Raw genomic sequence first — 14638 nt, 5'->3', positions numbered from 1 at the left:
TAGGCCGGCGAGTACGCGGCACGGTGGATGCCGGAACAAGCCCGGCATGACGGGGGCTGGCTCAATGTGCTGCGCCCCAGCTCAGGCCGGTGCCAATTTCGATGCCCAGCGGCACGTCTAGCGTCACCGCGGGTTGCGCGGCGTTGGCCATCACGCGTTCGATCACGGGCTTGGCTGCCTCCACGTCACCTTCGGGTAGCTCGAACACGAGTTCATCATGGACCTGAAGGAGCATGCGGACATTGGGCAGACCCGCTTCGAGCAACGCCGGCCCCATGCGCACCATCGCGCGCTTGATGATGTCGGCGCTCGTCCCCTGGATCGGCGCGTTGATCGCCGCGCGCTCGGCGCCCTGCCGCTCGTGCTGGATCTTCGAACGGATGCGGGGGAAGTGCGTTTTGCGCCCGAACAACGTGGTCGTGTAGCCGCTCGCGCGCACGCTCTCGGTCGTCTCGACGATGTAGTTCGAGATGCCGGGGAAGCGGTCGAAATAGCGGTCGATCATCGCTTGAGCCTCGTCCGCCGAAACGTCCAAACGCCCGGCGAGGCCCCAGCGCGAGATGCCGTAGAGGATCGCGAAGTTGATCGTCTTCGCGCGGCCGCGGGTGTCGCGGTTGACCTCGCCGAACAGCTCCTTTGCGGTGAGGCTGTGGATGTCGTCGCCATTCGCGAACGCGGCCTTCAGCGCCGGGACGTTGGCCATGTGCGCGGCCAGCCGCAGCTCGATCTGCGAGTAATCGGCGGCGAGGATGAGGTTACCGGGCTCGGCCACGAACGCGTCGCGGATCTGGCGGCCGATCTCGGTGCGGATCGGGATGTTCTGGAGATTGGGATCGGTCGACGACAGGCGGCCGGTCTGCGCGCCGGTCAGCGAGTAGGACGTGTGGACGCGGCCCGTCGCCGGGTTGATCTGCGCCTGCAACGCGTCGGTGTAGGTCGATTTCAGCTTCGACAACTGGCGCCAGTCGAGCACCTTCCGGGCGATCACCGCGCCGGGCGAGATCCTTGTCGGCGGCGATCCGTTCGAGTTCCGTCACGTCGGTCGAATAGACGCCGGACTTGCCCTTCCGCCCGCCCTTGATGCCCATCTTCTCGAACAGCACGTCGCCCAATTGCTTGGGGCTGCCGATCGTGAACGGCGCGCCGGCGAGCGCGTGAATTTCGGTTTCGAGGCTCGCCATCTGACCGGCGAACTCGGTCGAGAGCTTCGACAGTTTGGCGGCGTCGACCTTGATCCCGTGCAGTTCCATCTGCGCGATGACGGGGACGAGTGGGCGGTCGACCATCTCGTACACCCGCGTCGAGCCCTCCGCGGGGAGGCGGCGCTTGAACCGGCGCCAGAGACGGAGTGTTACGTCGGCGTCCTCGGCGGCGTAGCGGGTCGCGGCCTTAAGATCGATCTCGTTGAAGGTCCGCTGCGTCTTGCCGGTGCCGACGACGTCCTTGAACGCGATGCAGCTGTGCGAGAGGTGCGTGGCGGCGAGTTCGTCCATGCCGTGGCCGTGCAGCCCGGCATCGAGATCAAAGCTCATCACGATCGTGTCGTCGAACGGCGCGATCTGCACGCCGCCGGTCGACGCATAGGCGCGGCCGAGCACGATCATGTCGTATTTGAGGTTGTGGCCGATCTTCAGGACGCTCGGATCCTCCAGCAACGGCTTCAGTTTCGCGAGCACGAGCGCGCGATCGAGCTGGACCGGGTTTTCCGCGAGCAAATCGGTGCCGCCATGCGCGATAGGTACGTAGCAGGCGAGGTTCGGATGCAGCGCCATGCTCACCCCGACCAGATCCGCGCGCGTCGCGTCGATGCCGGTGGTCTCGGTGTCGATCGCGACCCAGCCCTGATGCTTGGCAATCGTTATCCAGCGATCGAGCGCGGCTTCGTCGACGACCGTTTCATAGTCGTCGTGTTTACACGGTTCGTCCTCGTCCATGTCCGCGACGACGGTCGACTCTTCGACCGGGGCCTCGGCGACCGCGGAGAGCTTGGCGATCAGCGACTTGAAGCCGTGATGTTCGAGGAACGCACGCAAGGGGGCGTCGGGGATGCCCTTGAGTTCGAGATCCTCCAGCGGTTCGGGCAGCGCGACGTCGCATTTAAGCGTGACGAGCACCTTCGACAGGCGCGCCATTTCGGCATGCTCGATCAGATTGTCGCGCAGCTTGCCCTTCTTCATACCGTCGGCAGCCGCCAGCACGGCTTCGAGATCGCCGTGTTCGAGGATCAGCTTCGCCGCGGTTTTGGGACCGACGCCGGGGACGCCGGGGACGTTGTCGACGCTGTCGCCCATCAGCGCGAGCACGTCGCCGAGCTGCGCGGGCGAGACGCCGTGGAATTTCTCCGCGACATGCTCCGCGCCGAGCCGGCGGTTGTTCATCGTGTCGTACATGTCGAGGCCGGGCTCGATCAGCTGCATCAGGTCCTTGTCGGAACTGACGATCGTGACTTCCCAGCCCTGGGCTAGCGCGGCTTTCGAGTAGCACGCGATGATGTCGTCGGCTTCGAGGCCCTCGGTCTCGATGCACGGCAGCGAGAAGGCGCGCGTGGCGTCGCGGATCATCGGGAACTGGGGGACGAGATCCTCGGGCGGCGGCGGACGCTGCGCCTTGTACTTGTCGTAGAGATCGTTGCGGAAGGTCTTCGACGACTTGTCGAGGATGACCGCCATGTGGGTCGGGCCGTCGGCTGCGTGGACCTCGTCTGCGAGCTTCCACAGCATCGTCGTGTAGCCGTACACCGCGCCGACCGGCTCGCCATGCTTGTTGGTGAGCGGCGGCAGCCGGTGATAGGCGCGGAAGATATAGCCGGAGCCGTCGACGAGATAGAGATGGGGCATCGCGCGCGGTCTAGCGGATGCTGGGGCGGGCTCCAATGGCGGAAGCGTGGTTGTTGGGTATCAGGTGGGGAGAAAAGCGGTGGGGGGATGGGGGCGCGTCACTGTCCCGAGAGAGGGACCACCCCGGCGAAGGGCGGGGCCCAATTGGGAAACGGCGATAACAGAGCGGTGCGTGTCGTTACGACCACCTTTCCAACTGGGCCCCGGCCTTCGCCGGGGTGGTGCAGTGGTCAGTGCCAGCGCTTCCTTGTTCTCCCGCGAAGGCGGGAGCCCAGTCTGGATCCCCGCCTTCGCGGGGAAACATGCTGCCTACTTCTTGATCAGCCCGATCTCGACCAGCCGCTCGTACAGATAATCATGCGCCGTGATCGGGGTCGGATAGCGGTTCGCGTTGTCCGGCGTGATCGTGCCGGGCAGCGTCTCGATCAGGAAATCCGGCGCGGGATGCAGGAAGAACGGCATCGAATAGCGTGAGTGACCGCGGCGCTCGGGGGGCGGGTTGACGACGCGGTGGGTGGTCGAGGGGAGCACGTTGTTGGTCAGGCGCTGAAGCATGTCGCCGACGTTGACGACCATCGCGCCCTCGGGCGGTTTGATCGACAGCCAGCGGCCGTTGGCGCGATCGAACAGTTCGAGGCCGGCTTCCTCGGCGCCGAGCAGCAGCGTGATGAGGTTGATGTCCTCATGCGCGCCGGCGCGGACGCCTTCGGCATCGGCGGGGATCGGCGGGTAATGCAGCAAACGAAGGATGCTGTTGCCGTCCTTCACCGCCGGGTCGAACCAGTCGGGATTGAGCTTCAGGTGGCGCGCGATCGCGGACAGGAGCTTGTCGCCGGCGCGGTCGAATGCGGCGAAGAGTTCGAGGAAGACCGGCTTGAAACCCTCGGGGCGGGTCGGCCAGACGTTCGGTGCCATCGTGTCCGCATAGCGGTGCCCCTCGGGGAGTTCGCGGCCGACGTGCCAGAATTCCTTGAGGTCGACGACCTTGGCGTCCTTGGCGATCTCGGTCTTGAACGGCGTGTAGCCGCGCGCGCCGCCGCCGCCGGGGATGTGATAGCCGCGCTTCTCGTCCTCGGGGAGATCGAACAGAAGTTTCGTTTCGGCCCAGGCGCGCTCGATCAGGTCGGCGGGGATGCCGTGGTCGGCGACGATCGCGAAGCCGAACCGCTCGAACGATTCGCCGAACGCGGCGGCGAAGCCATCGGGGTCGGTGTCCTGCGTAGCGAGGCTGAGCGTCGGGACCTGGGCGGCGGGGGTATCGAGCATGGGGTTCGTGTCCGGATTGGGGGACGCCCGATATAGGGGATTGGCGAGGCGGTGCCAAATGCCTGGGTTAGGGTGAGTTTACATTTTGAACGATCCTCCCCCTGGCTGGGGAGGATTGAAGCCTCAGCCGCTGATGACGATCGTGCCGGTCGCCTTGTCCTTGCCATCGGGGGCGAGTTCGAGGCGGAAGGGTTTGTTTTCGTCGGTCGTGCCGATCAGGTTCGCGCCTTCCGGGTGCACCTGATAGCCGACCTTGCCGAGCCGTGCGGCGAACCAGTCGCGGACGATCGTCGGGGTGGCGGGGCTGGCGAACGCCACGCGCAACCCGCCGGCCTTGTCGTCGCCGACGATGTTGAGCGTCTTGATCGACGAGCCCGGATATAGCCGCACGCCGTTGAGATCGAAATTGCCGGTGTCGATCTTGATCTTCGGCAGCTTCACCGAGCCCTGGAAGCCGGGGACGTCGATCTTCATCTCGCCGGTCTCGCCATTGATCGCGCCGAGGACGTTGCCGCCGTCGGCGTTGATCGAGACCGACGCGCCTTCGTTCGAGCGATCGCAGGCGGACAGTGCGAGCGCGCCGGCAAGGCTGACGGTGGCGAGCAGGAGCGGGCGGATCATGGCTTTCTCCGATGTGTATTGGTATGATAATACAGATAGGAGGCATCAACGTATCGCGCAATCATCGCCGAACCGCGCCGGTTAGCGGGTTTCGCAAGACCGGCCGAGCGGGTAAAGGCGCAGGCATCATGCAGACCCAGGATCCCCAATCCGACGCGCCAGCGATGCGCGGCGCGCCGATCGGTTTCGTCGAGTTCGTCGCGCTCGTCGCCTCGCTGATGTCGCTCACCGCGCTCGGCATCGACTCGATGCTGCCCGCGCTGCCGGCGATCGGCGACTCGCTCGGCGTCGCGACGGAGAACGGGCGGCAGTTCGTGGTGACCGCGTTCGTGATCGGCTTCGGCGTCGCGCAGCTCGTCCACGGGCCGCTCGCGGATCGGTTCGGGCGGCGAACCGTGCTGCTCTGGTCGCTCGTCCTGTACATCATTGCCAACGTCGCCTGCGCGACCGCGGGGAGTTTCACGCTGTTGCTGGCCGCACGCGCATTCGGCGGTGCGGTGATTGCCGCCGCGCGGGTCGCGACGATCGCGCTGGTCCGTGACTGCTATCACGGGCGGGCGATGGCACGGGTGATGTCGATTGCGTTCATGGTGTTCATGATCGTGCCGATCCTGGCGCCGACGTTCGGCTGGACGGTGCTCCAGTTCGGCGACTGGCGCGCGATCTTCTGGACCGTGGCGGTGCTGACGCTGGGCGTGCTGGTGTGGTTCTATCTGCGGATGCCCGAGACGCTGGCGCCCGAGAATGTCCTGCCTATTACCCCCCGCCGCATCCTGAGCGACTGGCGGCAGACGGTCGCCGATCGTAATTCGCTTGGCTATACGCTCGCGTCGACCGCGTTGATGGGCGCGCTGTACGGGTATCTCAATTCGATCCAGCAGATCATGGCGGACGTGTTCCACAAGCCGACTTTGCTGGCGCTGATCTTCGCGACGACGTCGGTGACGATGGCGGCGTGCAATTTGCTCAACTCGCGGATCGTGATGCGGCTGGGGACGCGGTTGATCAGCCACGGCGCGTTGTCGGTGTTGATCCTGGTGTCGCTGGTGCATCTGTTCGCGATTGAGATCGGGTTCGAGACGTTGGTCAGTTTCGCGATCTTCCAGGCGCTGACGCTCGGCTGTTTCGGGCTGGCGACGTCGAACTTCTCGGCGATGGCGATGGAGAATATGGGGCGGATCGCGGGCACCGCATCGAGCGTGCAGGGATTCCTGAGCGTGACGATCGGCGCGGTGATCGGCGCGCTGATCGGGCAAGCGTTCAATGGCACGACGGTGCCGCTGGTCGCCGGGTTCCTGGTTGCCGGTCTCGCCGCGCTGTTCGCCATCCTGATCACCGAGCGGGGGCGCCTGTTCCGCCCTGCGTCGACGGCGCCGTTGCGCGCTTGAAGGAACCACCGCGCACGTCCACCGTTCGCATCCGGTAGGCCTGCATCATGCGGGCGTCCTGAACGAGGGAGTGTGACGATGGGCGGACATCAGGTGCCGAGTGCCGGTTCGGGCGACGACGGCTATGACGAAGAGGGTTATGACGAGAGCCAGCGCGCCGAGATCCTCGAGGCGACGCGCAGTGGCCCGACCGATGGCGTCATCCTGACCGATCTCGATCCGGACCTTGGCGAGGACGACATCGACGACGAGTCGATCGACGAGACCAAGATGGACTCCGAAGAGGTCGGCGAGAGCGATGCCTCGGTCACGATGGACGAAGACGACATGGACGAGGACGACGTCCAGGACGAGCTCGACGATGGCAGCATCGACGACGACGAGGACCTAAAGGATGCCGACGACGTCGCGCTGAAGCCCTAACCCACGAAACCCTGAACGACCCGCGACGCGCCAACGATCGGCGCGTCGCCGCTAACCGGTGGCGTTGGCGAGGATCGCCAGGTCCCGCGCATCGAACGCAGCGCCCGTCGCATCGGTCTGCCCCTCCACGACATTGCTCGAAACCGCATTTCCGGCGGCTGGTTCCGGTGCGTCGCTGGCCACGTCATAGGCCGTCCACACGATACCGGCGGACCAGAACAGCGCCGCCCAGCGGCTGCGGAACAGACGTGAAAACCCCATCGATGCTGCATTGCACATCGATCGTCACCCACTGATAAACAGATAGCGTTAATGCCGGCACCCGCTGCTTTTTGCCGCTTTTCCGCTGTATTCCGGGTTAGTTCGCCGCGGCGAAGCCATGGTTCGTTCATGTAACTGACAGGAACCGTTGCTGTAACGCAACACAGGCGAACAGTTCCCCGGCAGTTCCCCGAATGTGACGTTTTTTGTGCAACCATGTGCCCGCCGGCCTGTTTCGACTTGCCTGGACCGAACCGACGCACCGTGCAGTCGGGGATCCACGCAACACTCGAGATAAGGTCACACGCATGCGTAAGCTTTCCCTGGCAATCGCCCTCGCCGCCGCAACGGTCGCAGTTCCCGCCTTCGCGCAGGACATGTCGGCACCGGCCCCCACCGACAACAGCGCACAGCCCGGCGAAGCAGCAGCTCCGGACGGCTCGAAGGCATTCGGCATCGAGCCGTACTTCGGCGTAATGGGTGGTTGGGAGCAGTTCGACAACGAGCGCGGCCACGGCATCCCGCAGGCGCTGAACGCCGACAACTCGCTCCGTCGTGGCTACAAGCCATCGGGCTCGCTGGTCCAGGGCGTGCTCGGCGTGAACGTGCCGCTCGGCCCGGTCTTCGTCGGCGCAGAAGGCAACGTGATCAAGGGCATCGATGGCAACATCGATTGGGAATACGGCGCAGCAGGCCGCTTCGGCTTCCGCGCTGGCGACAGCGGCCTGATCTACGGCAAGGTCGGCTACCAGTGGGTCAACTTCGACCATTTCTCGGCACGCTCGACCAACGGTGGCGACACCGGTCGTGACTACAGCGCGATCACCTACGGCATCGGCGCAGAAGTCGGTCCGCAGAGCATTGGCCTGAAGGGCATCACCGGCAACGCAGGCTTCCGCATCCGCGCCGAGGTCAACACCTTCGGCGACGCGCAGAGCTTCCGTCCGATGCTCGGTATCATCACGCACTTCTAAGCCTTTGCCTCGCAAGAGGTTCAAGCTGGACGCGTAACGGGGGCGGGGAGTGGCTAGGGCCATTTCCCGCCCTTCGTGTGTCCGGCGTTTCCAGTGGGTTGGCGAGTGAAGTATAGGAAGTGCAGACGCTCGCGCGATGATCGCGGGAGGGTGCGCAAGGCGCGTGGGGGCGGGGAGTGGCGGCACTTTCCGCCCTCTGCGTGTCCGGCGTTTCCAGCGTGTCGGGCGAGTGAAGTATAGGAAGTGTAGACGCTCGCACGATCGTCGCGGGAGGGCGGATGCCGGACGCACGGCGGGGTGCGTGCACGTCGCGCTGGACTGGGGTGGGGGCTGGCATGCGTCGAACTGGGCATGTCGGCCCCGTGTAGGACAGCGAAATCCGGCGCGTTCGCGAGCGGGTGCATTGCTGGTCCGATTCATCCAGGATCTGACATGCGCGATGTTCACGATGCGTTCGCCTCGTTTCCGACTCCGCTCGCCGCAAGACCGGGGCGCGCCAAGGTGACTTCCGCGCGCGCGCGCGTAGGCGCGAGCGATGATGGAGTATGTGTTTGATTTCATGCGGTTGCTCGGCGGCGACCGCGCTGGCGCCACGCGTGGTCGTGGGGGCTCGGCGCGGGGCACCAGGCCGGGAGTCCTGCTGCAGCTCCGCCTGGTGTTCTACGGCGTGCTGCTCGGGCTGATGATGCCGGTGATCCGCCAGATCGACTGGGCGGCGCTGGTGCCGCCGGGATTGAAGATCGAATGGCCGACCGGGTTCGGTATCGCCTGGCCTGCCGGGCATCTGCGCGTGCCGGGTGGCTGGGGTTGGGGCGCAGATGCGGCCAAGGCGGAGGCGTCGTCCGCGGCTGCCGGCGCCGCGACCAATGCCGGGGCCGCCACCGCCGCCACCGCCGCCACCGGAGCGCTCGCCACCGCGGCGGGTGTCGCCAGTGCGGCGACGACCGTGGCGGCGGCGGCGTCCGCGCTGTCGGGGGGCAAGGCGGTCTCCGCGCGCTTCACGATCTGCGGGCACGCCAAGCGGATCGACTGCATGGTCGACGGCGACACGTTCTGGATGGCGGGCACCAAGATCCGCATCGCCGACATCGACACGCCAGAGACCCACCCGCCGCGCTGCGCCCGCGAAGCGCGTCTGGGGCAGGCGGCGACGCTGAAGATGCAGGCGCTGCTCAACGCCGGCCCCTTCACGCTGACCCCGATCAAGCGCGACGTCGACCGCTACGGCCGCAAACTCCGCATCGTTGAGCGCGGCGGGGAGTCGCTGGGCGCGGTACTGGTCCGCCACGGACTCGCGCGGCGCTATGGCGGCGGCAAGCGCTCGCCTTGGTGTGGGTGGTCGTGAGTTGCCGCTGGTGGTGGTTCGCGCTGGGGTGTATCGCTGACCGGTGACGCGCGAAAACGCCTTGTTCGATACGAGCGATCCAGCCGCGGAGGCTGAGGCCGATGTGCGGGCCGACGCGGACGTGAGCAACGGGCGATTGATCAGCCACGATGCGGTCAAGCGCTGGCTATCGTCATGGGGTTCGACCGAACCTCTACCCCGACCTCGCGTCGGCGATTAGTTGCGCATCGTCTGGACGGACGATGCCGTCGCCAATCTAGAGGCGATCGTTACCTACGTCTCCGCGTTCAATCCCGTCGCTGCCAAGGCATTGGGTGTGCGGCTTATCGCGGTCGCAGACAGCCTAGCGATCTTTCCGGATCGAGGTCGCGACGTGGGCGACGGACGGCGTGAGCGGACGACGGTATGGCCGTATATTCTTCGCTATCGCGTGGTCGACGACTGCGTGATCATTTTGCGCGTCAGGCATGGTGCGCGAGATGAGGAGGGGGTAAATGATCGGCCCGACTAAGTCGGCGCAGAAGGCTCAGCGCGACTATGATGCATGGAAGCGGGCGAAGATCGAGCGCGGGATGGTACAAGCACGCGACCGATCAATGATGATCCCGATCGAACAGGTGTTGCGCGAACTGACCGTGTGAACATGGCGAAACGCTGCGCTTTGCGACGCAGTTTTTACTCCGCTTTTGCGGTTAGTTCGAGGCCGAGATCCTTGAGCTTTCGGATGACCGGGTCGAGTGAGATGTCGGGCCGGCGCTTTGGCGGTTCGGCTATACCGCGGGCCTTCGCTACGTCGGACAGCGTAGCGCCGATCAACGCCGGGTTGCCGTCCTCAAAGACCGCTTCGAGATAGACAAGGATCGCGGCGTCGCTGTCAAGGTGGTCGGTAGCGTTCCAACCAGTCGTTTCGACGTTCAACACCCTGCTATCCTCGGTACATCATCTATGGGCGATACCCAGCATTGCGCGCCATGCGGCCCAACACGCCTTTTACAGTAATATCTAGCTGCGACTTGTCTCGGTAATCTGCCGGACAAACATGGTCGGCTCTATCTTCCGCGATTAGATTGTAGACCTTGTCGGAATCCCGTCCCTTAAATCGAACTGGATCAAAAACGGCGATCGGCACACCGTGTTGGTAGCGGAGCATCTTCATGGCGGGAATATCGGTGTCGCCGTCACCTATGAAAATCATTCGTTCAAAGGGTATCGGGCGTTCGTTCATTGGTATCCAACGATTAACGGCCTTGTCGTCCGACTGGTTTAGCACACCCTTATTTATACGGAAAAGATACTGAGTTTTCCCGGTATAATTTACGGCAGCTGCCGGCCAAAGGGGTTTGCCATCCCGATAAGCATATTTCGACGCGAAAATATGTTTGAAGTGCTTCCTTATGGTTGTGCCCTCGATGATCTCATCAAGGCCAGAGCTTATGATATAATGCTCTACGTCTAAGCCTCTTAGCTTTCCGTACTCCGTAATGCGGGGGAACCAGTCGTCTACACCCGCAAAATACGGCAAGCAGGCGCCATGAGAAGCAAGGCGCTCCTTTGACATATGGTCACCTTCCTTTTGTTGAAGAAGGTGCATGTATGTCAAAATCTCGTCGCCATCGATCTCTCGATTGAGCGCCTTCACTTCTTGCCAGAAGATGTCCGCGTCGGCGTATCCCATTTCCGGCAACAGGTTGTGTTGCTGCATCGAGCCTGGCGACAATGTGCCGTCAAAATCGTACACGATCGCGGTCTCGATGCAGCAGGCCGGTCATTCAGCCGCAACCGAGTCGCTGAACATGTCCCGAACTTCGCTCAGGTCGACATTCGCAATCGGACCCTTTTTCGCGGTCTGGCGCTTGTCGAACGAGTCCCAGACGTCGTTCCACTGGCCCTTGGTCGCTGCCTTCGAATATTCGGTGGCGCGCTGTTCGAAGAAGTTGGCGTGCTCGACGCCGTTGAGCATCGGCGCGAGCCAGGGCAGCGGGTGCTCGTCGATCATGTAGATCGGCTTCAGGCCGAGCTGCGTCATGCGCCAGTCGGCGATGAAGCGGATGTACTTCTTGATCTCCTTGGGGGTCATGCCGTTGACCGGGCCCATCTCGAAGGCGAGGTCGATGAAATTGTCCTCGAGGCGGATCGTCGTCTGGCAGACGTCGGCAATGTCGTCTTTCACCGCCTTGGTCAGGCACTGGCGCTCCTGACAGAAGGTGTGGAACATCTTGATGATGCCCTCGCAGTGGAGGCTCTCGTCGCGGATCGACCAGGTGACGATCTGGCCCATGCCCTTCATCTTGTTGAAGCGCGGGAAGTTCATCAGCATCGCGAACGACGCGAACAGCTGGACGCCCTCGGTGAAGCCGCCGAACATGGCCAGCGTGCGCGCGATGTCCTCGTCGTTGTCGACGGTGAACTTCTGCATGTAATCATGCTTTTCCTTCATCTCGGCATATTCGAGGAAGGCGCCGTACTCGCTCTCGGGCATGCCGATGGTGTCGAGCAGATGGCTGTAGGCGGCGATGTGGACCGTCTCCATGTTGCTGAACGAGGTCAGCATCATCTTGATCTCGGTCGGCTTGAACACGCGGCCGTATTTCTCGTGGTAGCAATCCTGCACCTCGACATCGGCCTGCGTGAAGAAGCGGAAGATCTGCGTGAGCAGGTTGCGCTCGTGATCGCTGAGCTTCTGCGCCCAATCGCGGCAATCCTCGCCCAAGGGCACTTCCTCGGGGAGCCAGTGGAGCTGCTGCTGGCGCTTCCAGAACTCGAACGCCCAGGGGTATTCGAACGGCTTGTACTGCTTGGAGGCGTGGAGGAGGGACATGGTAGGCCTTTCGGAAGATGGGTTTTATAGCGGGAAACTGGTGGGATCAGGTCGCGTGTTTCATGTCTCGGTGCTCCATTGCCACATCGCGGCGGCGGACATTGCGAGGACGATCGCGCCCGAGGTGAGCATGATGCCGATCATGCGGAACGCGTAGGTCTGTTGCTCGGTGATGCTCGGGCTGCGCAAACGGAGCAGCATCGCGGTGCCGACGATTCCGAGCACGCCTGCGACCACGAACATGATAGCTGAACCATACGTCATGCGACCAACTCGCCCGGCGCGCGTTCAGCACCCGAACCCCAAACAGGAGAACGACCATGGTCGATGCAACCAAGATCCAGGAACATGCCGAAGTCATCGGCGCGGACGGCGTCCATGTCGGCACCGTCGACAAGGTCGAAGGCAACCGCATCAAGCTGACCAAGAAGGACTCGGGCGCGCAGGTCGTCGAGGGCACGGGCAGCCATGAAGGGCATCATCACTTCATCTCGCTCGGGCTGGTTGCGGATATCGAGGACGGCAAGGTCCGGCTTTCCGCCAACGCCGACGTGGCGGTGACGTTCGAAGAAGAGGCCTGACGCGAACGCGGTGCGTATCGAACGCGCCGCATAGCCAACCCGAACCCCGGTCCGCTTCGCGCGGGCCGGGGTTTTTGCGTCAGGCGCGCCCCGGTCCGTGATGCACGGGCCGGGGTCACGCTTGAACGCCGAGAGGCCTTACTGGCAGGCAAGGCACTCATCGTAATCCTTCGACTCGACGTCGATCTGGCGCAGGTCGATCGTGTTGTCCGCCTCGACGCCGCCGGCGAAGCCCGCGCGCTGGACCGACTTCGAACGCAGGTAGTAGAGCGACTTGATGCCGAGCTCCCACGCGCGGAAGTGAAGCATGAGCAGATCCCACTTCTCGACGTCCGCCGGGATGAACAGGTTCAGCGACTGCGCCTGGTCGATGTACGGCGTACGATCCGCGGCGAGTTCGAGCAGCCAGCGCTGATCGATCTCGAACGACGTCTTGTAGCAGTCCTTTTCCTCGACCGAGAGGAAGTCGAGATGCTGGACCGAACCGCCTTGTTCGAGGATCGAGTTCCAGACGGCGTCAGAATTCTTCGACTTCTCGCTCAGCATCTTTTCGAGATACGGATTCTTGATCGAGAAGCTGCCCGACAGCGTCTTGTGCGTGTAGATGTTCGCCGGGATCGGCTCGATGCACGCCGACGTGCCGCCGCAGATGATCGAGATCGACGCGGTCGGTGCGATCGCCATCTTGCAGCTGAACCGCTCCATCGCGCCGACATCGGCGGCATCGGGGCAGGGGCCACGCTCGATCGCGAGCTGCATCGAGGCTTCGTTGGCCTGGCTGCTGATGTGCTTGAACATGCGCAGGTTCCACGACTTCGCCATCGCGCCCTCGAACGGGATGCCGCGTGCCTGGAGGAAGCTGTGGAAGCCCATCACGCCGAGCCCGACCGAGCGCTCGCGGCCCGCGCTGTAGGCGGCGCGTTCCATGCCGGGCTCGTGGCGGTCGATATAGTCCTGCAGGACGTTGTCGAGGAAGCGCATGACGTCCTCGATCAGGCCCTTCTCGTCCTTCCACTGATCCCACGTCTCGAGGTTCAGCGACGACAGGCAGCACACCGCGGTACGCTCGTTGCCGAGGTGATCCTTGCCGGTCGGCAGCGTGATCTCCGAGCACAGGTTCGAGGTCGAGACCTTGAGGCCGAGCTCGCGGTGATGCTTGGGCATCGCCTTGTTCACGTGATCGGCGAAGACGATGTACGGCTCGCCGGTCTGGAGGCGGGTCTCGACGAGCTTCTGGAACAGCGAGCGCGCATCGACGGTGGCGCGGATCGCCTGGTCCTTCGGCGAGCGGAGATGCCATTCCTCGCCATTGCGGACGGCTTCCATGAAGTCGTCGGTGATCAGCACGCCGTGGTGGAGGTTCAGCGCCTTGCGGTTGAAATCGCCCGAGGGTTTGCGGATTTCGAGGAATTCCTCGATCTCGGGGTGCGAGACGTCGAGATAGACCGCGGCCGAACCGCGACGCAGCGAACCCTGGCTGATCGCGAGGGTCAGCGAATCCATGACGCGGACGAACGGGATGATGCCGCTGGTCTTGCCGTTGAGGCCGACCGGCTCGCCGATGCCGCGGACATTGCCCCAATAGGTGCCGATGCCGCCGCCGCGCGAGGCGAGCCAGACATTCTCGTTCCAAGTGTCGACGATGCCGCCGAGGCTATCGGGGACCGAGTTGAGGTAGCACGAGATCGGCAGGCCGCGGCCGGTGCCGCCGTTCGACAGAACGGGGGTGGCGGGCATGAACCAGAGCTTCGAGATCGCGTCGTAGAGACGCTGCGCGTGGCCGGCGTCATCTGCGTACGCGGAGGCGACACGGACGAACAGGTCCTGGTAGCTCTCGCCCGGGAGCAGGTAGCGATCCTTCAGCGTGTCCTTGCCGAATTCGGTCAGCAGCGCGTCGCGGCTGTGATCGACCTCGACCGGGTAGATCTGCGCGCGCACGGAGTGGCTGTCCTGCGCCTGGCGCGGGGCCTTCGGAGCCTCGGCTTCGATGGTGGGGGCTGCTTGTTCGATCGTGTCTGTGGTCATGTCGCTATCCCGGCTGCTGTCTCTGAAATCCATCGAAACCGCTCCTAGTGTTCTGTATTCGTTCGAATCGGTCGCCTGTCGCCATGCTACCATCGGACG

The 14638-nt window shown here is 63.9% G+C and carries 15 protein-coding genes and 1 pseudogene; 7 read left to right on the top strand and 9 right to left on the bottom strand.

All coding sequences use genetic code 11. The features are described from left to right. Positions 1–61: 61 nt before the first annotated feature. The 3 genes and pseudogenes from polA to QP164_RS12595 form a co-directional block, all read right to left on the bottom strand. Positions 62–2837: pseudogene (gene polA, locus QP164_RS12605) on the bottom strand (DNA polymerase I). A 309-nt stretch (positions 2838–3146) separates the two neighbouring features. Beyond that, positions 3147–4103 (bottom strand): isopenicillin N synthase family dioxygenase, encoded by a 957-nt coding sequence (locus tag QP164_RS12600; protein ID WP_333923356.1) that lies wholly within the window; start codon positions 4101–4103, stop codon positions 3147–3149. Between the two features lie 123 nt (positions 4104–4226). Then, complete coding sequence (locus QP164_RS12595; RefSeq protein WP_132736366.1) at positions 4227–4724, bottom strand: hypothetical protein; 498 nt, start codon at positions 4722–4724, stop codon at positions 4227–4229. Between the two features lie 128 nt (positions 4725–4852). Here QP164_RS12595 and QP164_RS12590 point away from each other — a divergent pair, with 128 nt between their 5' ends. Both QP164_RS12590 and QP164_RS12585 read left to right on the top strand, forming a co-directional pair. Beyond that, positions 4853–6112: a multidrug effflux MFS transporter gene (locus tag QP164_RS12590; RefSeq protein WP_333923355.1), complete on the top strand. Its 1260-nt coding sequence runs from the start codon at positions 4853–4855 to the stop codon at positions 6110–6112. Between the two features lie 78 nt (positions 6113–6190). Further along, the gene (locus QP164_RS12585; RefSeq protein ID WP_132736360.1) at positions 6191–6535 is read left to right on the top strand and encodes a DNA primase; all 345 of its coding nucleotides are present in this window, start codon (positions 6191–6193) and stop codon (positions 6533–6535) included. Between the two features lie 51 nt (positions 6536–6586). Here QP164_RS12585 and QP164_RS12580 read toward each other — a convergent pair whose 3' ends face one another. Then, complete coding sequence (locus QP164_RS12580; RefSeq protein ID WP_132895566.1) at positions 6587–6796, bottom strand: hypothetical protein; 210 nt, start codon at positions 6794–6796, stop codon at positions 6587–6589. A gap of 308 nt (positions 6797–7104) precedes the next feature. Between QP164_RS12580 and QP164_RS12575 the strand changes: the two genes are divergently transcribed. The 4 genes from QP164_RS12575 to QP164_RS12560 all read left to right on the top strand — a co-directional run bounded on the left by QP164_RS12575 (position 7105) and on the right by QP164_RS12560 (position 9756). Continuing rightward, on the top strand, positions 7105–7770 hold the full coding sequence (locus QP164_RS12575; RefSeq protein ID WP_132736355.1) for an outer membrane protein: 666 nt from the start codon (positions 7105–7107) through the stop codon (positions 7768–7770). Between the two features lie 538 nt (positions 7771–8308). Further along, positions 8309–9115 carry a thermonuclease family protein gene (locus QP164_RS12570; protein ID WP_333923354.1) on the top strand — a complete coding sequence of 269 codons (807 nt, stop codon included), beginning with the start codon at positions 8309–8311 and terminating at the stop codon, positions 9113–9115. A 220-nt stretch (positions 9116–9335) separates the two neighbouring features. Then, positions 9336–9626 carry a type II toxin-antitoxin system RelE/ParE family toxin gene (locus QP164_RS12565; protein WP_333923353.1) on the top strand — a complete coding sequence of 97 codons (291 nt, stop codon included), beginning with the start codon at positions 9336–9338 and terminating at the stop codon, positions 9624–9626. After that, on the top strand, positions 9610–9756 hold the full coding sequence (locus QP164_RS12560) for a hypothetical protein (protein ID WP_333923352.1): 147 nt from the start codon (positions 9610–9612) through the stop codon (positions 9754–9756). The genes QP164_RS12565 and QP164_RS12560 overlap by 17 nt, the downstream gene beginning before the upstream one ends. A 34-nt stretch (positions 9757–9790) precedes the next feature. Here the strand turns inward: QP164_RS12560 and QP164_RS12555 are convergent, their stop codons facing one another. The 4 genes from QP164_RS12555 to QP164_RS12540 are packed head-to-tail and all read right to left on the bottom strand — an operon-like array spanning position 9791 to position 12197. Next, on the bottom strand, positions 9791–10036 hold the full coding sequence (locus tag QP164_RS12555; protein ID WP_333923351.1) for a helix-turn-helix domain-containing transcriptional regulator: 246 nt from the start codon (positions 10034–10036) through the stop codon (positions 9791–9793). A 22-nt stretch (positions 10037–10058) separates the two neighbouring features. Beyond that, positions 10059–10853, bottom strand: coding sequence for an HAD family hydrolase (locus tag QP164_RS12550; RefSeq protein ID WP_333923350.1), 795 nt, complete (start codon positions 10851–10853; stop codon positions 10059–10061). 27 nt (positions 10854–10880) lie between these two features. Next, positions 10881–11933 (bottom strand): ribonucleotide-diphosphate reductase subunit beta, encoded by a 1053-nt coding sequence (locus tag QP164_RS12545; RefSeq protein WP_132895561.1) that lies wholly within the window; start codon positions 11931–11933, stop codon positions 10881–10883. Between the two features lie 60 nt (positions 11934–11993). Next, on the bottom strand, positions 11994–12197 hold the full coding sequence (locus tag QP164_RS12540) for a hypothetical protein (protein ID WP_132736349.1): 204 nt from the start codon (positions 12195–12197) through the stop codon (positions 11994–11996). A gap of 56 nt (positions 12198–12253) precedes the next feature. On the opposite strand from QP164_RS12540, the gene QP164_RS12535 reads away from it, so the two are divergent. Further along, positions 12254–12514 carry a DUF2171 domain-containing protein gene (locus QP164_RS12535; RefSeq protein ID WP_056055125.1) on the top strand — a complete coding sequence of 87 codons (261 nt, stop codon included), beginning with the start codon at positions 12254–12256 and terminating at the stop codon, positions 12512–12514. A gap of 138 nt (positions 12515–12652) precedes the next feature. On the opposite strand, the gene QP164_RS12530 is transcribed toward QP164_RS12535, so the two are convergent. Beyond that, positions 12653–14539 carry a ribonucleoside-diphosphate reductase subunit alpha gene (locus QP164_RS12530; RefSeq protein ID WP_443027441.1) on the bottom strand — a complete coding sequence of 629 codons (1887 nt, stop codon included), beginning with the start codon at positions 14537–14539 and terminating at the stop codon, positions 12653–12655. Between the last annotated feature and the right edge of the window lie 99 nt (positions 14540–14638).

This window comes from Sphingomonas sp. LR59 (assembly GCF_036855945.1).
Lineage (GTDB): Bacteria > Pseudomonadota > Alphaproteobacteria > Sphingomonadales > Sphingomonadaceae > Sphingomonas.
This window is presented reverse-complemented; position numbering and strand designations above follow the sequence as displayed.

Excerpts from the sequence above, each read along its gene's own strand:
- QP164_RS12590 (WP_333923355.1), top strand. The coding sequence starts at position 4,853 with ATGCAGACCCAGGATCCCCAATCCGACGCGCCAGCGATGCGCGGCGCG.
- QP164_RS12530 (WP_443027441.1), bottom strand. The coding sequence starts at position 14,539 with ATGACCACAGACACGATCGAACAAGCAGCCCCCACCATCGAAGCCGAG.
- QP164_RS12545 (WP_132895561.1), bottom strand. The coding sequence starts at position 11,933 with ATGTCCCTCCTCCACGCCTCCAAGCAGTACAAGCCGTTCGAATACCCC.
- QP164_RS12580 (WP_132895566.1), bottom strand. The coding sequence starts at position 6,796 with ATGGGGTTTTCACGTCTGTTCCGCAGCCGCTGGGCGGCGCTGTTCTGG.
- QP164_RS12570 (WP_333923354.1), top strand. The coding sequence starts at position 8,309 with ATGGAGTATGTGTTTGATTTCATGCGGTTGCTCGGCGGCGACCGCGCT.
- QP164_RS12560 (WP_333923352.1), top strand. The coding sequence starts at position 9,610 with ATGATCGGCCCGACTAAGTCGGCGCAGAAGGCTCAGCGCGACTATGAT.
- QP164_RS12540 (WP_132736349.1), bottom strand. The coding sequence starts at position 12,197 with ATGACGTATGGTTCAGCTATCATGTTCGTGGTCGCAGGCGTGCTCGGA.
- QP164_RS12595 (WP_132736366.1), bottom strand. The coding sequence starts at position 4,724 with ATGATCCGCCCGCTCCTGCTCGCCACCGTCAGCCTTGCCGGCGCGCTC.
- QP164_RS12600 (WP_333923356.1), bottom strand. The coding sequence starts at position 4,103 with ATGCTCGATACCCCCGCCGCCCAGGTCCCGACGCTCAGCCTCGCTACG.
- QP164_RS12585 (WP_132736360.1), top strand. The coding sequence starts at position 6,191 with ATGGGCGGACATCAGGTGCCGAGTGCCGGTTCGGGCGACGACGGCTAT.
- QP164_RS12535 (WP_056055125.1), top strand. The coding sequence starts at position 12,254 with ATGGTCGATGCAACCAAGATCCAGGAACATGCCGAAGTCATCGGCGCG.
- QP164_RS12575 (WP_132736355.1), top strand. The coding sequence starts at position 7,105 with ATGCGTAAGCTTTCCCTGGCAATCGCCCTCGCCGCCGCAACGGTCGCA.